The 20,496-nt window shown below is 28.8% G+C and carries 21 protein-coding genes and 1 tRNA gene; 12 read left to right on the forward strand and 10 right to left on the reverse strand.

What is annotated here, in order from left to right:
* Positions 1–13: 13 nt before the first annotated feature.
* The 4 genes from LPB302_RS06915 to surE are packed head-to-tail and all read right to left on the reverse strand — an operon-like array spanning position 14 to position 2,653.
* Positions 14–493: a C40 family peptidase gene (locus LPB302_RS06915; protein WP_053974254.1), complete on the reverse strand. Its 480-nt coding sequence runs from the start codon at positions 491–493 to the stop codon at positions 14–16.
* Positions 490–1,608: a lipid-A-disaccharide synthase gene (gene lpxB, locus LPB302_RS06920; RefSeq protein ID WP_053974253.1), complete on the reverse strand. Its 1,119-nt coding sequence runs from the start codon at positions 1,606–1,608 to the stop codon at positions 490–492. Before lpxB ends, LPB302_RS06915 begins: the two co-directional genes overlap by 4 nt.
* Entirely contained in the window at positions 1,608–1,895 is a 288-nt protein-coding gene (locus tag LPB302_RS06925) for a hypothetical protein (RefSeq protein ID WP_053974252.1), read from the reverse strand. Before LPB302_RS06925 ends, lpxB begins: the two co-directional genes overlap by 1 nt.
* On the reverse strand, positions 1,883–2,653 hold the full coding sequence (gene surE / locus LPB302_RS06930; protein WP_053974251.1) for a 5'/3'-nucleotidase SurE: 771 nt from the start codon (positions 2,651–2,653) through the stop codon (positions 1,883–1,885). The genes LPB302_RS06925 and surE overlap by 13 nt, the downstream gene beginning before the upstream one ends.
* Before the next feature lie 210 nt (positions 2,654–2,863).
* On the opposite strand from surE, the gene LPB302_RS06935 reads away from it, so the two are divergent.
* The 3 genes from LPB302_RS06935 (at position 2,864) to LPB302_RS06945 (ending at position 6,746) form a co-directional block, all read left to right on the forward strand.
* Positions 2,864–4,996: a carboxy terminal-processing peptidase gene (locus tag LPB302_RS06935; protein WP_053974250.1), complete on the forward strand. Its 2,133-nt coding sequence runs from the start codon at positions 2,864–2,866 to the stop codon at positions 4,994–4,996.
* Positions 4,997–5,067: 71 nt separating this feature from the next.
* Positions 5,068–5,517, forward strand: coding sequence for an acyl-CoA thioesterase (locus LPB302_RS06940; RefSeq protein ID WP_053974249.1), 450 nt, complete (start codon positions 5,068–5,070; stop codon positions 5,515–5,517).
* 221 nt (positions 5,518–5,738) lie between these two features.
* Entirely contained in the window at positions 5,739–6,746 is a 1,008-nt protein-coding gene (locus tag LPB302_RS06945) for a helix-turn-helix domain-containing protein (RefSeq protein ID WP_053974248.1), read from the forward strand.
* A gap of 78 nt (positions 6,747–6,824) precedes the next feature.
* Here the strand turns inward: LPB302_RS06945 and LPB302_RS06950 are convergent, their stop codons facing one another.
* Positions 6,825–8,000 carry a DUF3095 domain-containing protein gene (locus tag LPB302_RS06950; RefSeq protein ID WP_053974247.1) on the reverse strand — a complete coding sequence of 392 codons (1,176 nt, stop codon included), beginning with the start codon at positions 7,998–8,000 and terminating at the stop codon, positions 6,825–6,827.
* Positions 8,001–8,120: 120 nt separating this feature from the next.
* Here LPB302_RS06950 and LPB302_RS06955 point away from each other — a divergent pair, with 120 nt between their 5' ends.
* The 5 genes from LPB302_RS06955 to LPB302_RS06975 all read left to right on the forward strand — a co-directional run bounded on the left by LPB302_RS06955 (position 8,121) and on the right by LPB302_RS06975 (position 11,890).
* Positions 8,121–8,675, forward strand: coding sequence for a helix-turn-helix domain-containing protein (locus LPB302_RS06955; RefSeq protein ID WP_053974246.1), 555 nt, complete (start codon positions 8,121–8,123; stop codon positions 8,673–8,675).
* Positions 8,676–8,679: 4 nt separating this feature from the next.
* Positions 8,680–9,126: a response regulator gene (locus tag LPB302_RS06960; protein ID WP_053974245.1), complete on the forward strand. Its 447-nt coding sequence runs from the start codon at positions 8,680–8,682 to the stop codon at positions 9,124–9,126.
* Positions 9,127–9,129: 3 nt separating this feature from the next.
* Positions 9,130–10,914: a sensor histidine kinase gene (locus LPB302_RS06965; RefSeq protein WP_053974244.1), complete on the forward strand. Its 1,785-nt coding sequence runs from the start codon at positions 9,130–9,132 to the stop codon at positions 10,912–10,914.
* Positions 10,915–11,013: 99 nt separating this feature from the next.
* Positions 11,014–11,562, forward strand: a complete 549-nt coding sequence (locus LPB302_RS06970) for a hypothetical protein (protein WP_053974243.1) — start codon at positions 11,014–11,016, stop codon at positions 11,560–11,562.
* Between the two features lie 4 nt (positions 11,563–11,566).
* Positions 11,567–11,890 (forward strand): hypothetical protein, encoded by a 324-nt coding sequence (locus tag LPB302_RS06975; protein ID WP_053974242.1) that lies wholly within the window; start codon positions 11,567–11,569, stop codon positions 11,888–11,890.
* On the opposite strand, the gene LPB302_RS06980 is transcribed toward LPB302_RS06975, so the two are convergent.
* Entirely contained in the window at positions 11,887–12,867 is a 981-nt protein-coding gene (locus tag LPB302_RS06980) for an NADPH:quinone oxidoreductase family protein (protein WP_053974241.1), read from the reverse strand. The two genes, LPB302_RS06975 and LPB302_RS06980, sit on opposite strands and share 4 nt — an antisense overlap.
* Before the next feature lie 73 nt (positions 12,868–12,940).
* A tRNA-Leu gene (locus LPB302_RS06985) sits at positions 12,941–13,022 on the reverse strand.
* A gap of 90 nt (positions 13,023–13,112) precedes the next feature.
* Between LPB302_RS06985 and LPB302_RS06990 the strand changes: the two genes are divergently transcribed.
* Positions 13,113–14,498, forward strand: coding sequence for a dipeptidase (locus tag LPB302_RS06990; RefSeq protein ID WP_053974240.1), 1,386 nt, complete (start codon positions 13,113–13,115; stop codon positions 14,496–14,498).
* Positions 14,499–14,535: 37 nt separating this feature from the next.
* Positions 14,536–15,729, forward strand: coding sequence for an OmpA family protein (locus LPB302_RS06995; RefSeq protein ID WP_053974239.1), 1,194 nt, complete (start codon positions 14,536–14,538; stop codon positions 15,727–15,729).
* Positions 15,730–15,779: 50 nt separating this feature from the next.
* On the opposite strand, the gene LPB302_RS07000 is transcribed toward LPB302_RS06995, so the two are convergent.
* From LPB302_RS07000 to LPB302_RS07010, 3 genes are read right to left on the reverse strand one after another with little or no spacing between them, the layout of a single operon-like run.
* Positions 15,780–16,436, reverse strand: a complete 657-nt coding sequence (locus LPB302_RS07000) for a DUF2490 domain-containing protein (protein ID WP_053974238.1) — start codon at positions 16,434–16,436, stop codon at positions 15,780–15,782.
* A complete protein-coding gene (locus tag LPB302_RS07005) occupies positions 16,436–16,966 on the reverse strand; it encodes a hypothetical protein (RefSeq protein ID WP_231658714.1) in 531 nt (176 codons plus the stop codon). Before LPB302_RS07005 ends, LPB302_RS07000 begins: the two co-directional genes overlap by 1 nt.
* Positions 16,967–17,008: 42 nt before the next feature.
* Positions 17,009–17,641, reverse strand: coding sequence for a peptidylprolyl isomerase (locus LPB302_RS07010; protein ID WP_053974236.1), 633 nt, complete (start codon positions 17,639–17,641; stop codon positions 17,009–17,011).
* A 116-nt stretch (positions 17,642–17,757) separates the two neighbouring features.
* Here LPB302_RS07010 and LPB302_RS07015 point away from each other — a divergent pair, with 116 nt between their 5' ends.
* Both LPB302_RS07015 and LPB302_RS07020 read left to right on the forward strand, forming a co-directional pair.
* Positions 17,758–18,129: a BlaI/MecI/CopY family transcriptional regulator gene (locus tag LPB302_RS07015; protein WP_053974235.1), complete on the forward strand. Its 372-nt coding sequence runs from the start codon at positions 17,758–17,760 to the stop codon at positions 18,127–18,129.
* Positions 18,126–20,483 carry a M56 family metallopeptidase gene (locus LPB302_RS07020; protein WP_082329777.1) on the forward strand — a complete coding sequence of 786 codons (2,358 nt, stop codon included), beginning with the start codon at positions 18,126–18,128 and terminating at the stop codon, positions 20,481–20,483. Before LPB302_RS07015 ends, LPB302_RS07020 begins: the two co-directional genes overlap by 4 nt.
* Positions 20,484–20,496: the final 13 nt, after the last annotated feature.

The following is a 20,496-nucleotide window of genomic DNA, read 5'->3' on the forward strand; positions in this document are numbered from 1 at the left end:
TTAATAAAATGTATTAAAGTACTCTGTTGATTTTCACGAAGGCTTTTCTCCAGTACTTTTGAGATAAAGAAGAAATAATTACACCTTTTGAAGTAGTGGAATGTATAAAACGAATTTGACCATTTTTGGCGGAGACAATTAAACCTACATGATTAATGTTTGCGTATCTTTTTCTTGTCTTAAAAAATATTAAATCGCCTTTCTTTGCCTTCTTTAAAGACACCTTCTTTCCAGTTTTGGCCATATTTTTGGAAACACGAGGTAATTTTATTTTTTCTTTCCCAAAGGCTACAAATACAATTCCTGAGCAATCCATACCTTTTCTTGTAGTTCCTCCATATTTGTATTTTACACCTTTATATTTTAAAGCATTGGCTACTATTTTCTCAGCTTTATTTCTTTTAAATTTTGCTGCAGATGATATCTTTCTAGAAGATGAACAACTACTTAAAATTAGTAGAAACAATAAAGAAAAAGTCAGCTTTTTAATCAAGATTTGGCTTTTATGTTTTCTACAATTAGTTTGGCTGTTTTGGCTGATGCTCCTTTACCTCCTAATTCCTGTTCTAAATCAAAATAATCTAAGAACATTTTTTCTCGATGATTTTCATCTAAAATTTTAGTTAGCTCTTTCTTTAGGTTAGATTTTGTTAAATCGTTCTGAATTAATTCTTTTACAACCTCTCTATCCATTATTAAATTTACTAGAGAAATATATTTTAAAGTAATAATTCTTTTTGCTATTTGATAAGAGATAAAACCACCTTTATAACAAACTACTTGTGGCACTTTAAACAAAGCAGTTTCTAGAGTTGCTGTACCTGAAGCTACTAAAGCTGCATATGAAATACTAAGCAAATCATAAGTTTTATTGTCTATAAAACTAACTTCTCTATTTCCTATAATGTTTTTATAAAATGTAAAATCTTGACTAGGAGCACCTGCAATAACAAAATTATATTCCTTGAAATCATCTACTAAAGAAAGCATTACATTTAGTTTCTTAGTAATTTCTTGCTTTCTACTTCCTGGTAAAAGCGCAATAATTGGCTTATCACCTAAATTATGCTCTTTTCTAAATTCGGCTTCACTTACTTGTTCTCTACCTGCAATTGCATCAATTAAAGGATGCCCAACAAAGGTAACTTCATAATCGAACTTTTTGTAAAAATCCTTTTCAAAAGGTAGTATCACAAACATTTGGTCTACATCTCTTTTAATACCTTTTACTCTTGTTGCTCTGCTTGCCCAAACTTGTGGAGAAATGTAATAATTGGTTAAGAAACCTTTTTTCTTAGCCCATTTTGCGATTCTTAAATTAAAACCAGAGTTGTCTATAAATACAATTACATCTGGTTGAAATTCTTCGATATCTTTTTTACAAAATTCAATGAATACTAAAACTTTATTTAGGTTTTTTAAAACTTCGAAAAAACCCATAAAAGCTCTTTCTTTATAATGACTTACTAAATAGCCACCCACACTTTGCATTAAATCTCCTCCCCAGAAACGAATATCTGCTTCTGAATCTTCTTTGTAAATGGCCTTCATTAAATTCGAACCATGTAAATCTCCTGAAGCTTCTCCAGCAATAATGTAATATTTCATTAAATAAACTTTAGAATTAGGGTAAATAATGCAATTAAAATACAAGTTAATAAAACACCTTTTGCTCTATTATCTTGATTTTTTTTGATGTAAATAAAAAACACAAAAAGATTAGGTATAGCTCCTATAGATAAAATTTTACCATACAAATCTCCTTCTTCTATAAGCTTTAAAGTTTCTGAAAAACCCAAGTTAGAAAAATACTCTATGTACAAATAACAACCAGCTAAAGTAGCAGCCAAAGCCACTAAAACACCAATTAAGATTTCCTTTTTTACAGTTCCCAAGAATTTAATTTTTGAATCATGTGATGTGCAGTTAAATCAAATTGAACAGGAACTATTGAAACATAGCCATTTTCTAGGGCATATACATCTGTATCTTGACCTTTATCTCTGTTTACAAACTCACCTGAAAGCCAATAATACTCTTTACCAAAAGGACTTTTTCGTTTGTCAAAATCTTCTTTCCAAACACCCATTGCTTGTCTGCAAATCTTGGTACCTTTAATCTCTTCTTTCTTTAAATTAGGAATATTTACGTTTAAAACAACACCTTCAGGTAATCCATTCAGTAAAGTGTTTAACGTTATATTTTTAACAAAATCTTCTGCTGGTTTAAAATCTGCATGCCATTTAAAATCTAACAAAGAAAAACCAATGGCTGGCACACCTTCTATACCTGCTTCAATAGCAGCACTCATTGTACCAGAGTAAATTACGTTAATAGAGGAATTGGCTCCATGATTTATACCAGAAACACATAAGTCTGGTTTTTTATTTAGAATTTCGCTAATGGCCATTTTTACACAATCTGCTGGTGTTCCAGAGCATGTATATTCTAATTGTGGACCATCATCTATGGTAATTGGATTACAAGTTAAAACATTATCTACAGTAATTGCATGACCCATTCCACTTTGTGGACTATCAGGAGCAACAACAACTACATCTCCAATTTTATTCATAATTTTAATTAAAGCTCTTATTCCTGGAGCAGTAATTCCATCATCATTTGTTACTAAAATTAAAGGTTTCTCTTGCATTCTTTACGTTTTTACTACAAATGTAATTTATTTTAAGTTATAATCTTTTTAACATTTTGTAAAGAATAAAAGCGCCTTAAAAATGGTAACATTGTATAGGTTTAGCTTGATACTCAATAAGTAAACCTATTGGTAAAAAATTTGGCATTATTTTAGTAGATTAGCAAATAGTACCAGTAATTATTAGAGATAAATAACGACAGAAGATTTATGAAGACGAAATTTAAAATTAGCACAACACTTTTAGCATTTTTATTAATATTAAATAGTTTCCCTGCAAATGCAACAGAGATAAATACTACAAATGATCCTGAAAAGGATAAAGTACTAGTTTATGTTTTAAAAAACATTTTAACTCGTGGTCATTTTGTAGTAAAAGATATGAATGATGATTTTTCTGAACACGTCTATAATAGCTTTTTAGACGGGTTAGACAGCAGCAAACGTTACTTTACACAGAAAGATATAAAGGAGTTTTCGAAATATAAATACCAAATAGACAATCAGCTTTTAAGAGATGATTTAACTTTTTACAAATTGGTATATGGCAGATTCTTAGATAAAATAAAAAACGCTAAATCTTATTATGAAGATTTATTGGAGGAACCTTTTAATTTTGATAAAAACGAAACCATAGACTTAGATTACAAAAATTTGCCTTTTGCAAAAAACAATAATGAATTAATAGATTATTGGAGAAAGCAACTAAAATTACAAACGTTAAGTAGAATTCAAGAACAAACTGCTATTCAAAAAGATAAATTAGAAAAAGACAAAAACTATCCAGTAAAATCTTTTAAAACTTTAGAAAAAGAAGCTAGAGCAGAAGTTCTTAAAAACATGGAAGAATTGTACATGAGAATAGAAGAATTAGAAAATGATGATTGGTTTTCTACCTTCCTAAATTCTGTTGTAAGTGCTTTTGATCCTCATACAACGTATATGGACCCTGATATTAAAGAACGTTTTGACCAAAATATTTCTGGTAAATTAGAAGGAATTGGAGCTCGTTTACAAAAAAAAGGAATTTATACTCACGTTTCTGAATTAGTAGCTGGTGGCCCTGCTTCTAAACAAGGTGAATTGGAACCTGGAGATATTATTTTAAAGGTTGCTCAAGGAGAAGAAGAACCTTTAGATATAGTTGGTATGCGTTTAGATGATGCTATTAAATTTATAAAAGGTAAAAAAGGAACTGAAGTACAATTGACGGTTAAGAAAAAAATTGATGGTTCTATAAGAGTAATATCAATTATAAGAGATGTTGTACAATTAGATGAAACTTTTGTAAAATCTAGTATTGTAGAAAAGAATGGTAAGAAATATGCGATTATAGATCTACCAAGTTTTTACATCGACTTTTCTGATGATAACTACAGAGATTCTGCAAAAGACATGGAAAAAGAAATTGAGCGTTTAAAAGCAGAAGGTGTTGCTGGTTTAATTGTAGACCTTAGAAATAATGGTGGTGGTTCTTTAAAAACAGCCATAGAAATCTCTGGATTATTCATAGAAAAAGGTCCAATTGTTCAAGTAAAATATAGAGGAGAAAATCCTATTATTAAAGAAGATATAGACCCAACTGTTCAATGGGATGGAGCTGTAGTAGTTCTAGTAAATGAATTTTCTGCATCTGCTTCAGAAATTTTTGCAGCAGCTATGCAAGATTATAAAAGAGGTGTTATTTTAGGAGGAAACCAAACTTATGGAAAAGGTACTGTGCAAAACATTTTACCAATCAATCAGTTTTACCCTAAATACGAAAAAGATTTAGGTTACCTAAAAATGACCATTCAAAAATTCTATAGAGTTAATGGTGGATCAACACAAAAAGAAGGTGTGTATTCAGATATTGCTATGCCAAGTAGATTAAGTTATATGAAATATGGTGAGCGAGATTTAGATGGTGCTTTAAATTGGGATAAAGTGCCACAGGCAAAATATACACAAACTAATACCTATGCCAATTTTAATGATGTAGTGTATAATAGTAAACAAAGAATTGCAAATAGCGAAAACTTTAAAATGGTAAATGAATATGCAAAATGGTTAAAAGAAAATCAAGATGACACTTCTTTCTCTTTAAACTACAAACGCTTTTTTGCTGAAAATGAATTAAAAGAAAAAGAGGCTGATAAATTTAAGTCGGTTTTCGATTATAAATCGAACTTAACATTTACTTCTCCAAAATACGAGAAAGATCTTTTTAAGAACGATAAAGATTTAGCTGATAAAAGAATTGCTTGGCACAAAAACCTATCTAAAGACATGTACATTTCTGAAGCTTTAAATGTTTTAAGTGAGTTAAAATTAAAAGAGCAAACAGAAAGTATTAAAAATTAAGACTTTAAATTAAAACAAATAGTTAAGCCTGATGTGATTTTATACGCATCAGGTTTTTTAATTTTACAACTATGACATACAACGTAAACTTTGCCACAAAATGGTCGGATTTTGATCCTAATAGACATATGCGTCACACAGCTTATAATGAATATGCTGCAGAAGTAAGAATAAGATATTTTTCTGCTCAGAACTTTTCTATAGAAGAATTTACCAAACATAATATAGGTCCAATCCTTTTTGAAGAATATACTTCTTTTAGAAAAGAAATACATTTAGGTGAAAACATAACTGTAAACATGAAACTTTCTGGTTTGTCTAAAAATAACGAACGCTGGAAAATTACACATGAAGTATTTAATGAAGCAGGTCAATTATCAGCCATCATAAAAGTATATGGTGCATGGATAGACTTACAAAAAAGGAAGTTAACAGTTCCTCCTGCAGAAGCAAATCACTTATTCTTAAATACAGACAAAACTGAAGATTTTGAAGAGATAATGGTTAAAAGCAAATCATAATCAATTAAAAAACAACCATCTAAACCAAATTTTTCTTTTTATAATTTATAACAAAAACTTTAAATTCTCATGATTTTCTTAGAATATTGATAAAATGTAACACAAAAATTGAAATCTTATAACAGATGTAAAAAATTGTGTAATGAAAAAACTTAAGTTCGGTTGTTACTTTGCAGTGTATTTAATTAATAACAAGAAACTAACTTAAAAAATCAATATCAATGAAAACTATACATTTGAATTTATCGGATAAAAAGTCAATCTTCGAAACTCTACAAACTGAATTTGGAGGAGATATTTCAAAAAGATATAGAGAAATTGAATTTACACTTAACAATAAAATTGGTTCTGGTATTATTAGAGGTATTGAGTTAGAAAACGGAATTACTTTCTTAGAATTTGATTTAGCTTGTAATGAAGATGTAAAAATTACTTTACAGAATAAAACAGAACAGTTTGTAACTTTTGCTTATTGTGGAGATGGTTCTATTTCTCATAACTTTGGAAATAACAAAAAGAATCATAAAATAGAGGCTTACCAAACATCTATTATTTCTAATATTAAGTCTAATACAAACGAACTAACGTTTAAAAAAGACGAGAATGTAAAGTGTACTTTAATTAATGTAAACACTTTATTTGACTCTAAAACAAACACTAAATTAAATACATTATTTGTTAAAGATAAAACATCTGATTTTTTCTACTGTGGATCTCACAACTTAAAAATCGCAGAAACTATTAAACAAATTGATAGTGTAAAAAATAAAGGTATTGTAAGAACTTTATTAATTAATGGATTAGTAAATGTTGTATTGGCGCTTGAAATTGCACAACATAATAAAGATATTAAAAATACAGACTTAAGAGCTGCTTCATTAACTAAAAATGAAATGGAACAGGTAAAAGAAATATCAGATTACATTCAAAATTATTACGATACCAACTTACAGATTTCTGAATTAGAGAAAAAAGCAGGTTTAACAGCTGCTAAATTGCAAGAAGGTTTTAAATTATTACATGGTTTAACAATTTGTGATTATGTAAAATCTGTAAGATTAAAAAAATCTGAAGAATTAATTTCAACTACAGATTTAACTGTTTCTGAAATAGTTTATAGTTTAGGTTTTAGTAGTAGAAGTTACTTCTCTAAAATCTTTAAAGAAAAATATAACTGTACACCAAGTACTTATAAAAAGAAAAACAGATTAGTTGCAATATCTGCCTAATCAACAATAATATTAATTCCCCTGAAAATAATTTCACTAAAGCACCCCTACTAAACCCCTTAATAAAACAGTATATATCTAAAATTTAGATATATATTGTTTTTTTATTTTGGTCTTATATTCAATAGAAGCTGCTGTATACCCACCTTCTGTACCATCTACAAAATGAATGTGTTTTCTATCCCTGTCCTCTACATAACAAGAAAGTATAGAAGCATAAGTTTTATGTAAGCCATATATTATTGTACCATTCAATTCTAAACTATCTAAGTAGGTTTTAAGCTTTGCAAACTGTCTGTCATCTCCAGAAATTACAGTATTTATAGAACCATCTAACATTATAGTATCAGACAATTGAGTAACTTTATACAGGTAACTTTTACCTGAATTAAAAAACTTAAAGTAATACTGACCAAAAAAAGTAACTAACCAATTATTCATTAAATAACCAGACTTGTACACACCAATTCTGGTATACATTTCTTTCTTTATTTTTTTTAGTGTTGGTTTTAACTTTAGTTTCTGAATGGTAATTGGGTTTCTTTCATGCAAATCACCAAAAATATAATCGATCTCATTTATAATTTGGTTAAAGATTTCTGCTTGCTTTGTTTCGCTAGTTGCACTAATTAATAAACATGCAATTTTCTTAGAATTTGCTGAAGGATAAATTTCATCCCATCTACATTCCATTCCTTTTAAATCGATTAACAGTTGCTCTTGAATTGGCAGATTGTTCCCCTCAAACTCTTGTTTTATTTTAGATTCTGCAAACTTTAAACCATTTCCTAAAATTACTGGTGTAGTTAAAAAATCGTTTACTTTTAGCTTAGATATTCTTAAAGTATAGTCATTATTATAAATTTCTTCTACCTCTAAAGATCCTACTTTTAGATCTAAATCTAACGTTTTTTTAATGTGAATACAGTAGTCTGTTAATACTTTTAAAATCTCTAAAATAATAGAAGGAGGTACTATAAAAGTAGCTCCATCTCCACCAAAAAAATAAGGAATTCTTATTTCTGGATCTATTTTTTTTAACTTATTCAAAACCGTTATTATACTACCAGTTGCAGTTAGGTTTACATCATTATGCTTACCATTAGCCACTGCTAGTGTTGAGTTTTGTACATCTGTAACCACAACATGCCAATTTTTAGGAACGCTGCTAAATAAGTTCTCATTCTGCAGCAGATCTTTCAACTCGATTTTATTCTTTTTAATGCCTTTATAAAAAGTAGTATTATCTTTCATTAAGTATATTTAAACTAAAAAATTGAGGGAAAATGGAACATTGTTTATGCCCACAAAGATATTTATTAAATAAAGATAATTATATTGCAATAAAAAATAAAAAGAACTTAATTCAGCCAAATGAAAATATTCGTAAAGTTTGATATTAATAAGGTTTGTACAACTGTATTAGAGAATGTACTAAATGATGTTAATATTGATCATAAGATGGTTGGATTTGGCGAAGTTGATTTAGCAAAACCACTTGCAGAAGATACTACCCAAAAACTGTCTGATAAATTAGACGAATATGGAATTGAAGTAGTTCAAAACCAAAAAAGTATTTTAGTACAAAAGATTAAAGATGCTATAGTAGATATGGTTTTTAATGAAGAGAATACAGTAAACGTAAAAAGTTCTGTATACTTAGCAGAAAAACTAGATCATAGCTATGGATATTTAGCCAATTTATTTTCTGAGGTAACTTATACTTCCATAGAAAATTTTATCATCCTCCAAAAAATAGAATATACAAAGCAGCTTATTCTAAAAGGCAATTTAAGCTTAACCGAAATTGCTTTTAAATTAAATTATTCAAGTGTAGCACATTTAAGCACACAATTCAAAAAAACTACAGGTATAACCCCTTCTTCTTTTCAAAGAATTATAAAAAAGAGGAAAGAATTGAACAGTTAAGATTATGAATGATAATTACATTAAAGTTATTTTGGCAGATGATGATGAGGATGACAGATTATTTTTTACAGATGCCTTTGAAGAATTAAAAATTACTACAAAAGTTAGCACTTTTAATGATGGTGTATATTTAATGGACCATCTTAATTCTGCTGATATTACACTACCAGAAATTCTCTTTCTGGATTTAAATATGCCAAGAAAATCTGGTATGGATTGCCTAAAAGAAATTAGAGCAAATGATCGTTTTAAAGATATTGCTATAGCAATTTACTCTACTTCCTCATCTGAAGAAGATGTAGAAAACACCTTTGTTTTAGGAGCAAATATTTACATTAAAAAGCCTAACGATTTTAAAAAATTAAAGAAAGTTTTGTCTGAAATAGTTACCATAAATTGGCAATATCATACCAATGGTTTAAATAAGGATAACTTTTTACTAAGACTTTAAAAAATGGAATTAAATACCAAAAGAAAATCAGTACTATTTGTACAAGCTTCATTTTTTATAGCTCTTTTAATTATAGCTATTGTTGGTGGTATAACTTACAAAACAACCAAAAACCTTTCTGATGCTACAGATTTAGTGGTACACACTTATAAAATAAATGTAGAATTAGAGCAGATTCTATCGTATTTAAAAGATGCAGAAACAGGGCAAAGAGGCTATATTTTAACCAAAGACTCTTTGTATTTAGAACCATTTTTTAGTGGTAGAGAAAAGATCAACAACACTTTTGCAGAACTAAAAGAACTTACTAGAAATGATGAAGTTCAGCAACAAAATTTAGTAGCCTTAAGTAAGCTAATAGATGATAGAATGTCTAATTTCGACAAATCTGCATCCTTCTTAATTTTTGATAGTATAAAAACCGAAGATTTCTCAGAGGTATTTCTTGAAGGTAAATATATGATGGATGCCATTCGTGAGAAAATTGCATCTATGATTGCTTTAGAAAGGGCTCAATTAAGTTATAGACAAAAAGCTTACAAAAGTAGCTTGAACTTGACTCCAATTTTTCTATTTGCACTAATATTAGTCTCACTGGCTCTGGTTTTAATCGCTTATTTTAGGACTACAAAAGATGTAAAAGATTTAAAAAGAACCAATCAAGAATTAGAGATTTTTAAAGAATCTACAAACCAAGCAGAAATTATAAGTAGGCATGGAAATTGGGTGTATCATATAGAACAAGGTACTTATGATTATTCAGATAATTTATATCGTTTATTAGGTGAACAACCACAATCTTTTACCCCAACTACAGAAAATTTTATGTCATTTGTACACCCAGATGATTTAGAAAAATTACAAGAAGATGTAGCAAAGATGTTAGAGAATGAGCATCTACCATTTATACATTACAGAATTATTCAGAAAAGCGGAAATATAAGATACTTAAAAGCATATGGACAAGCCCTAGAAATTGATGGTAAACGTAAACTTTTAGGAACAACTACAGATGTTACTGATGAAATTGAAGGTATAAAGTTGCTAGAAGAAAGAAATGCTGAATTAGAAAGAAATAATAAAGAACTTTCTGCTTTTAACCATGTTGCTAGTCATGATTTACAAGAACCTTTGCGTAAAATTCAGACTTTCCTTTCAAGATTGGTAGATCAAGAAGAGAATAACTTATCAGAAAAAGGTACTTTATATATTTCTAGAATTCAAAATGCAGCAACCAGAATGCGTTTGTTAATAGATGATTTACTTCAATTTTCTAGAACCAATAAAATAGAAAAGAATTTTGAAACTTCTAATATTAACTTGCTTTTAGAAAATGCAAAGCAAGATTTAGCTGAAGCTATTTCTGAATCTAATGCAGAAATTACTTCAGATAGTTTTCCTGTAATGGATGTTATTCCTTTTCAGATTCAGCAACTATTTTTAAATTTAATTGGTAATTCAATTAAATATCAAAGTAAAGGTACAGAGCCTAAAATCAATATAACTTACGAAAGAATTAATGCTTTAGAAGATGATAAATTGGTAAAACCTAAAAAAGAATTTTACCATAAATTAGAGTTCTCAGACAATGGCATTGGTTTTAGCAATGAATATGCAGAACAGATTTTTGTATTGTTCAATAGATTGCATAATAAAAGCGATTACTCAGGAACAGGAATTGGCTTATCTATTTGTAAGAAAATTATCGAAAATCATGCTGGTTATATTTTTGCAGATGGAGTTACTGGTGAAGGTGCAACTTTTACAGTATATCTGCCTATTTCCTAAAATTCTATAACAATTTGTGGGAATTCTATAAGTGATTCAGAAAATTTTGTAACAGGGTAAATTCAATTATTTTCAATCTTTGTATAAAGTAATAGAATTATGCGAAGGATAAGTAAAAAGCAACATTTAATTTTAATTGTATCTACCATTTTAGTTATTTGTTCTTGTAACTTTATAGTGAATAAAAATGATGATCAAACAAAATCATCTATAGAATCTAAAGAAAGAATAGCGCTAGACAAAGAACAAGCCAACCTCTTGGTTAACACAAGTACAACAGCTATAGAAGTAATTGGCATTTGCAATGTTGTAGAAAAAGCTGATGTAAATGAAACTGAAAAAGAAGCTATTGCAACTTTAAAAAAACAACAGAAAGAAATTTTATCAGAAATAAAAACAATTGCACCTTCTTTAATGATTACTGTACCTTCTAACGTTCAAGAAAGAATAGACAAGTTAAATATCGACAAACAGAAATTAAGTTTCGAATTTAATAGAATGGACACCAAAGTAAAAAAACAAAAAGATTTAGTTACTCAACTGAACAATAAAACACAAAATGATAAAGTGTTAGATTTAACTGAAGATTTATTACCAATTATTGATAATAATATACAGACGTTAAATGAATTAGCAATTTTAAACTAAAAAGATGAAATATGTAACCACTTTTATTACCTCCTTGATATTGTTTGTCTCTACTTCAAACAATTTAAACATCAATGAGGAAACCAATAGAAAAACAATAGAGCATGCTGTTTTTGATGGTAATGAGGGTGATTTATTTTTCTTTACTGACGAAAATGATAGGGCTGTTACAATAAAAGATGATGATGCAATATTATTTAAAAACTTCAATCATCAAGCAAATTATTATGTAGGGAGGAAATTTAACATTATCATTAAAAATAATGAATTGATAAACAATGTATGCGAATCAAAATCGATCACTCAAATCGAATTAAGTAAGAACTAAATAGTCATATCTATTACAATTTTACCTTTGGTTTTTCTTTGCATCATGGCTTCTAAAGCTTTAGGAGCGTTTTCTAAAGAATATATTTCGTCAATATGAGGTTTCAATTTTCCTTGCCCAAACCAATTCAGCAACTGTTTAATATTTTCTAAGCTTTTTTTAGGTTCTCTTTGTGCAAATGCACCCCAAAAAACGCCTACAATACTTGCACCTTTTAACAAGGCTAAATTAGTCGGTATTTTAGGAATTTCTCCATTTGCAAAACCAATAACCAAGTGTCTTCCATTCCAAGCAATTGCTCTTAAAGCCAATTCAGAGAAATCACCACCAACAGGGTCATAAATAACATCCACTCCCTTACCGTTTGTTAATACTTTGGTTTTTTCTTTTAAATTTTCTTTGGTGTAATTAATAAGCTCGTCTGCTCCAAACTCTTTGCAAAGCTTTAATTTATCATCAGAACTGGCTGCTGCAATTACCTTTGCTCCTATTAATTTAGCCAATTCTATGGCTGTAAGTCCTACTCCACCAGAAGCTCCTAATATTAAAATGGTTTCCCCTTTTTGTAAATTTGTTCTGTCTTTTAAGGCATGATAAGATGTACCATAAGCTAATAAAAATGTAGAAGCATTAACCATAGACATACCTACTGGTTTTGGAAAACAATCTTTAGCTTTTACAATTGCCATTTCTGCAAAACCACCAAAAGGAATAAACCCAACAACTTCATCTCCTACTTTTAAATGTTTTACATTTTCACCTACACTTTCTATAACTCCAGCCACGTCACTTCCTGGTGAAAAAGGAAAATTCGGTTTAAATTGATATTTCCCCTGAATGATTAATGTATCAGGAAAATTAACACTACAGGCTTTAACTGCCATTAAAACTTCATCTTTATTAGGTATAGGATTCTCAATTTCAGTAAATTCTAAAGAACTTGGTAATCCGAATTCATTACAAACTATTGCTTTCATAAAACTAATTTCTACCAAGATAAACCAAAACTATAAGAAATAAAAAAGCTTCTCAGAAGAGAAGCTTTTTAAGTACGAGCGGAGAGACTCGAACTCTCACACCTTTCGGCACTAGATCCTAAGTCTAGCGTGTCTACCAATTCCACCACGCTCGCATTTTGGTTTGCAAAGATAAACAAAGAACAGAAACTACAAAGCGTTCATTATTATTTTTCTATTTTTGAAGTAGAATTTAAATTTTACACATGAATAGCATTAATACTTATATAAAAGAGCACAAACAACGATTTTTAGATGAGCTGTTAGAACTCTTAAAAATTCCTTCTGTAAGTGCAGATAAGGCTTTTGAAAAAGAAGTTTTATTAACTGCAGATTTTGTTATGGAAAGCTTAAAAAAAGCAGGTTGTGATAAAGTTGAATCTTGTGAAACTCCAGGTTATCCTATCATCTATGGAGAAAAAATTATTGACAAAAATTTACCTACAGTTTTGGTTTATGGACATTATGATGTTCAACCAGCAGATCCAATAGAACTTTGGCACTCTCCTCCTTTCGAACCTGTAATTAAAACCACAGATATTCATCCTGAAGGAGCCATTTTTGCACGTGGTGCTTGTGATGATAAAGGTCAGATGTACATGCATGTTAAGGCATTAGAATACATGACTAATACAGGTAATTTACCTTGTAATGTAAAGTTTATGATTGAAGGTGAAGAAGAAGTAGGTTCTGAAAGTTTATCTTGGTTTGTGCCTAGAAATGTAGAAAAATTACAAAATGATGTTATTATAATTTCTGATACAGGAATGATTGCCAATGATATTCCATCAATCACTACTGGTTTACGTGGTTTAAGTTATGTAGAAGTGGAAGTAACAGGGCCAAATAGAGATTTACATTCTGGTTTATATGGAGGGGCAGTTGCAAATCCTATAAATATATTAACCAAAATGATTGCCTCGCTTCATGACGAAAACAATCATATTACTATACCAGGTTTTTATGATAATGTCGAAGAACTATCAAAAGAAGAGAGAGCAGAAATGGCTAAGGCTCCTTTTAATTTAGAAGCGTATAAAGATGCCATTAAAATAGGCGATGTTTATGGTGAAGAAAGTTATTCTACCAACGAAAGAAACTCTATTAGACCTACTTTAGATGTAAATGGAATTTGGGGAGGTTACACAGGCGAAGGTGCCAAAACTGTCATTGCTTCTAAAGCATATGCCAAAATTTCTATGCGTTTGGTGCCAAACCAAGACTGGAAAGAAATTACAGATTTATTTGTAAAACATTTTGAGAGTATTGCTCCGAAGGCTGTTTCTGTTAAAGTTACTCCTCATCATGGAGGTCAAGGTTATGTAACTCCAATAGATAACATTGCTTATCAAGCAGCTAGTAAAGCATATGAAACAACTTTTGGAAAAACTCCAATACCACAAAGAAGTGGAGGAAGTATACCAATTGTTGCCTTATTTGAAGAATATTTAAAAAGTAAAACCATATTAATGGGCTTTGGTTTAAATTCTGATGCAATACATTCTCCTAACGAACATTTTGGGGTTTGGAATTATTTAAAGGGAATTGAAACAATTCCTTATTTTTATAAGTATTTTACAGATTTGAATTAAAAAAATATCATTAATTTTACATCGAAAATTAAGAAACATGAAGAAAACAATTACACAGATTTTATCAATAACATTATTATTGAGCTGTATTTTTACTATTAACGCTCAAAATTCTAAAGATAAATATGATCATTGGGCCATAGATTTAGGTGCTGGTATACATACTGTAGGTGCTAGTTTAAGTCCAGGTTACAACCCTGCTTTATTTGGTCAAGGAAATTTAGGTATTAGATATATGTTTAATAATCGTTTCGGATTACGCCTAGATTTAGGATACAGTAGCTTTCAAGACGAAGCAGATTTACCATTTAAATCTAACTACTACAGAGCTTCTTTAGAGGGAGTTGTAAATATGGGTGATGTTTTAAAATTTCATACTTGGACAGATCGTTTTAACCTTTTAATGCATGGTGGAGTTGGTGCTGCTTCGTTAAATATTACAGAACCAGCAGATAATGGAGGAGATTTAATGATGGCTTTAAATTTTGGAATTACGCCTCAATTTAGAATCAATAATAGAATGTCTGTATTTTTAGACTTTTCTTCTTTAGTTCATTTTTATCAAGAAGATAATTTTGATGGAGGTCCTAATTTAAGTCCAAGAGAATCTAACATTAGCTTATTCAATACTTCATTAGGTCTTAGTTTTGCTTTAGGTAAAAATAAGCAATTAGCAGATTCATATCATATGGAAGAAGTTGTAGTTAATGACGAATTAGAAGAAATTAAAACTAGATTAGCTGCTGCAGAAAAAGAAATTGAGGTTTTAAAAAACAAAGAAATTGCTGCTACACCTAACAAAGATCTAATCATGACTGAGTTAGATGAAAGATATGTAAGAAAAGATGAAGCAGATAAATATGCAAATGTTGTAACTGGTTCTAATGTAGATTTCATAAGACAATTATTAAATAGTGGTTACATTAATGTTTATTTTGATGTAAACAAAAGTAGAATTCAAGATGGTTCTTTAAACTCTGTAAATTATTTAAAGCAGTTTATGTTAGATAATCCTACAGTAAATGCTGAATTAATTGGTTATGCAGATGAAACAGGTTCTGAAGATAGAAATAAAACATTATCTCAAAATAGAGCTAAAAGAGTATTTGATGTATTAGTTGCTGCAGGTATAAGCCCAGCTAGACTTTCTTATTATGGAGGAGGAGAAGACAAATCTGTAACAAAAGATGCAAGACAGTTTGCTAGAAAAGTTACTTTTAAACTTAAGTAATAGTTTAAGAAATTAACTAAATAAGCAGCTACATTTTTGTAGCTGCTTATTTAGTTTAAAGAAATATACCAAGTGGCTCTAAACCAAATATCGTTTTTAGTACTTTTATTTATGAATTGGCTAAGCCTATAATCTAAACCCAATTCTACCCTATTTTTCTTGGTCATTTGATATCCTAAATATGGGGTTAATCTTATTTGTAGATCATTAAAATTATACAAATATTCATTCGCAATTTTAATATAGAATTCTTTAAGATCTAACTGCTCTCCATTTAAGGCTTTTTGAAATCCTATTCTGTATCTAGTTCTAAATGTAGGACTAAATCCATCTTGATAAAACTGTTCAAAAGCAAAACGATGCGCTAATTTATAAGTAAGTTGTTGTTGAATTATATTAAAATGCTGAAACGTTCTATGAATAGTTTCTTCATTCTTTAAACGTAACAAATACCCAAAATTAAATGATTTGTTTAAACCAGTTTTAAAGGATAAAATAGTAGACATATCTACTAAACTAAAGCTAATGTTTTTGTCATCTTCATCTACTATAAACCTAGATTCAATAGTATTAATAGACTTTGTTTTATCTGAAATTTCTTTAGACAGCACTATTTTTGGTAACAAACCACTATTTAGTGTGTTTTGCGCAAAAATTGAAACGTGAGCAAATACAAAAAGTGAAAAAGTGAACTTTTTTAAAGTCATTAAAATTCTAAGTTAATTGAATTTATGGCTCTAAATTCTAGCATTTTTAATATATCACCTTGCTCGTTCAATAAGATTTCATACAACTTGTAAGTATCTGTTTCTTTAGCCTTTACAATTATTTCATATGAAGTTTTTAGATCATTATTATCAGATTTATTTTTAATAAAATCTATTAAATATTGCTCTGTTCCTTTATATTGAATTTGAATTTTCTTAAACTTAAATTTCTTGAATTTTTCAGAAAGTTTATCACTAATATTATTTTGAACATCATTTGGCAACTCTTTAAATTTTACCTTTTTTTCAACATCTAAAATTTCGCCTTTCTCAGAAAATTCTAAACTGTATAGATACTTTAAATAACAAGTTTTAGCTTCATAGGTTTTACCCTCATTACTTTCTTCTACATACCATTTAATCTTCTTTTTAAATTTTAAATTATCAACAAAATTTAATGATATCTGTGGTATTTGCTCTCTGTCTACTCTATATTCCTTTTCGAACTTTTCTTGAGATAAAATGTTCATTGAATAGCATAAAACAAAAAATAGAATGAATATTCTCATACATTATTCCTTTAAGATATACGCCTTTTTTATGTAGTCTACTTTAGGGTATTTTTCTCTTAAAAAAACATTCCCAAACTTTGCAACAGAGTCTTGTTTGTAACCTAATTTATCTCCATAACCACCATAGAATTTTAATACATTTTCTTGGCCATCAATAACTTTAGCAATTACTGGAAAACCAGTAACCCCAGAATAAGCTAGCTTATCTAATCTATAATTTTTCTTTAAATTAATAAAGATTTGATTAGACCTCGTTTCTACTCCACCTCTGGCAAATGCAATTGTCATAGAATCGTTTTTTTGTAAAACAGGCTCATCTTTTACACCTCTTTCTCCCCAAGCATTATTTATTAGAGTATCATTATGAATACCAAATTGTGCCACAAAATTGGGTACAACTCTAAAAATGGAAACATCTTCATAATAGTTGTGGGTAATAAGTTGATACAATCTATCTACACCTGCAGGAGACCATTCTCTAACAGCTTCAATATCAAAATTACCTTGAGTAGTTTCAAAACGAGCTTTAAAAGTTGCTGGTGCCTCTTTTTCTAACCATTTTTCTTTAAATTTTTTAGTTGCACAAGATGCTAAGATTAGAACTGCAAACAGAGTAAACAATACCTTTTTCATATATAAGTTTTATATTTTTTAAACAAATTTAGTAAAATAATAAAGAATCTTTTTTAACTCTACGTTTGTAGAATTAAAAATTTTATTCTATGTTTGTAGAGTAAAAATGATTTATCATGCAATTATCTAAGACAGAAGAGCAATTAATGCAATATTTATGGAAACGCAAAAAAGCATTTCTTAAAGAATTATTAGAAGATTTTCCTGAGCCTAAACCAGCAACAACAACTGTAGCTACTTTATTAAAAAGAATAGCTGATAAAGGTTTTATAGATTATAAATTGTTTGGTAAATCAAGACAATATTATCCTTTGATTAAAAAAACAGATTATTTCTCAAATCATGTAAATGGGTTAATTAAAAATTTCTTTAATGATTCTGCTAGTCAATTTGCTTCGTTTTTTACAAAAGAAACTAACTTATCTACATCAGAATTAGAAGAATTGAAAAAAGTGATAGACAATCAAATTAAAAAACAACAAAAATGATTATTTACTTACTAAAATCAGCTTGCTGTCTAGCCTTGTTGTTAGGTTTTTATCATCTTATTTTAGAAAAGGAGAAAATGCACAGCTTCAATAGATTTTTTCTTTTAGGCAGTATTATATTTTCTTTTTTAGCACCTCTTTATACCATTTATACAGAGACCAATTCAATTACAGAAGACAATACTCCTATATTTTTTGAAGCTATAGATACAGGATCAATAGAATATGTACCCACAGAAATAATAACAGAGACCACAATAAATTACGCTAATATACTTTTAGCTGTATACCTCTTAGTTTCATTAATTTTATTAATACGTTTTAGTAGAAATCTCTATAAAATCTTATCAAAAATACATCAGAATAATAAGATTATTCATGACAATGCCATCTTAGTTTTAGTTGAAGATAAAATTTTACCACATACCTTTTGGAATTATATTTTCATCAACAAAAAACAATATGAACTAAATGAAATTGAAGATGAATTATTTACACATGAGCTAACTCATGCTACCCAAAAGCACACGTTAGATATTTTAATTCTAGAGCTATTTCAAATTATATTTTGGATAAATCCGTTATTTATTTTTCTAAAAAAAGCAATTCAAATAAATCACGAGTTTTTAGCTGACGAAAATGTAATCACACAACATAATAACACCCAAGAATATCAGTACTTATTATTGAATAAAGCTGCTTGGAAAAACGAATATTACTTGGCCAGTAATTTAAATTACCTAGTAACTAAAAAAAGATTAAAAATGATGACAACCACAAGTTCCCCAACTAAAATCTTACTAAAAAAGTTAGCGATTGCTCCTTTATTAGTAGCCTTTACTTTTCTTTTTGCTCAAAGAATAGAAGCCCAAGAAGAAAAGGAAATTAAAGAAGAAGCTATAGAAACTATTGTAGAGGTAGTTCCTTTTCAAAAAATGGATTTATCTGATCTTGAAATGTATAAAAATTATTATTACAAAAACTTAACCATTCAAAGAAAAGATAAAAACGGAAAAATTATAATAAAAAAATATAGTGAATTAAATGAGGAAGAAAAGAAAAGACTAGTTCCTCCTCCACCTTTAAAATTCGACAAAAAAGTTCCAACTAAAAACCAATTTGAAGCTCTAAAAGATGGTAAAAAATATGCTGTTTGGATTGATGGAAAAGTGGTGAAAAATGAAGTTTTAAAAAAATATAAGGCAATAGACTTTGCAAGATATTCTAACAGTCATGTATATAAAAATGCTAGAAGCAAACGTTTTCCTCAAGAGAATCAAGCCCATTTAGAAACTACAGCTTTTTTTAATGCTCAAAATAAAAAACGAGTAGAAAAATTTATGGACTATCTAAAGGATGAATATAACATTATAGAAATAGAGGAGAAAAAAGAGGAACGTGAGCTTGAAGAAATTAAAGAGCAACCTAAAAAGAGAAAGTACAATCTACCAAGTAGTAATGGGTCTAAGCAAAGTACTAACGCAAACTTTAAATTAATTGATAAAGTTCAAAAAGACCCAAAGTTTAATAAAAGTTGGTTCATTACAATTGATGGTCAAAAATATTACTACACGTTTGATAAAAATGAAAGAATAGCTAGATATTACAAAAATGGAAAATTTGTAAACTTAGATATTGTAAAAGAGTATAATAAGAAACATAAAATATTCGAAAGTTTAAAAGCTGAAGGAAAACATTATATCCATAAAAGTAACTCTGAAAAAGAAGTAATTGATAGAGAGTTTTCAGATTTGGGTGGAATGTATTTTAGAATGTCTAGAGCAGATAAAAACAAAGTTACTAGACCAGAAAACCCTTTTAGACCTTACATCAGATTAATGAAAAATAATGTTGTTTTCTATAAGTTAAGAAAAGATTTAACAGAAGAAGATAAATTATTATTTCCCCCTCCACCTGCTCCAATGAATGCATCTGAAGAAGAAAAGCAAAAAGCAAAAATAGAATTCGAAAACTGGAAAAGAAGAACTGGTAATACTTTAAATAAAATACCTCCAGCACCAAAAAAGGCTAAGAAAAAACGTAAGCAAAAAGTAGATCAAAATAATGTTGCTAAGTCTTTAAAGGTAAAAGATACAATACCTGTAAAGAAAAAACAACCTAAAATTACGTTAGAAAATGTAGATAAATTAAAAGAAAAGTCTTTTATAAAAGCATTAGAGAACCTAACAGAAGAAGAGAAGAAAAAAAACAGAGAAAAAGTAACTTATTATTTAAATGGTAAAGTAATACAACAGAAAGATATTAATAAGATAAAGCCTAATTCTATTAAAAGCACCCATATAAATAGAGAAAAAGATGGTTCTAAATCCGTAAGAATTATCACTAAACTTTAAAAGTTCAAAATAT

The organism is Polaribacter dokdonensis, from assembly GCF_024362345.1.
GTDB classification, from domain to species: Bacteria; Bacteroidota; Bacteroidia; order Flavobacteriales; family Flavobacteriaceae; genus Polaribacter; species Polaribacter dokdonensis.